At 53.6% G+C, this 535-nt stretch carries 1 rRNA gene; it reads left to right on the top strand.

The annotated features are described in order from the left end of the window. Positions 1-535 (top strand): 23S ribosomal RNA (locus GVL52_RS28465); the annotation flags it as partial.

Raw genomic sequence — 535 nt, 5'->3', positions numbered from 1 at the left:
GTATCTGAAAGGGCCATTTCAGTGAAGACGAGTAGGGCGGGGCACGTGAAACCCTGTCTGAACATGGGGGGACCATCCTCCAAGGCTAAATACTACTGACCGACCGATAGTGAACCAGTACCGTGAGGGAAAGGCGAAAAGAACCCCGGAGAGGGGAGTGAAATAGAACCTGAAACCGTGTGCGTACAAGCAGTAGGAGCTCCGCAAGGAGTGACTGCGTACCTTTTGTATAATGGGTCAGCGACTTACTGTTCGTGGCAAGCTTAACCGTATAGGGGAGGCGAAGGGAAACCGAGTCTGATAAGGGCGCATAGTCGCGGGCAGTAGACCCGAAACCGGGTGATCTAGTCATGCCCAGGGTGAAGGTGCGGTAACACGCACTGGAGGCCCGAACCCACTCCCGTTGCAAAGGTAGGGGATGAGGTGTGATTAGGAGTGAAAAGCTAATCGAACCCGGAGATAGCTGGTTCTCCTCGAAAGCTATTTAGGTAGCGCCTCATATGTATCCTCTCGGGGGTAGAGCACTGTTATGGCT

The organism is Rhizobium sp. 18055, assembly GCF_902706285.1.
Taxonomy (GTDB): Bacteria; Pseudomonadota; Alphaproteobacteria; order Rhizobiales; family Rhizobiaceae; genus Rhizobium.
This window is presented reverse-complemented; position numbering and strand designations above follow the sequence as displayed.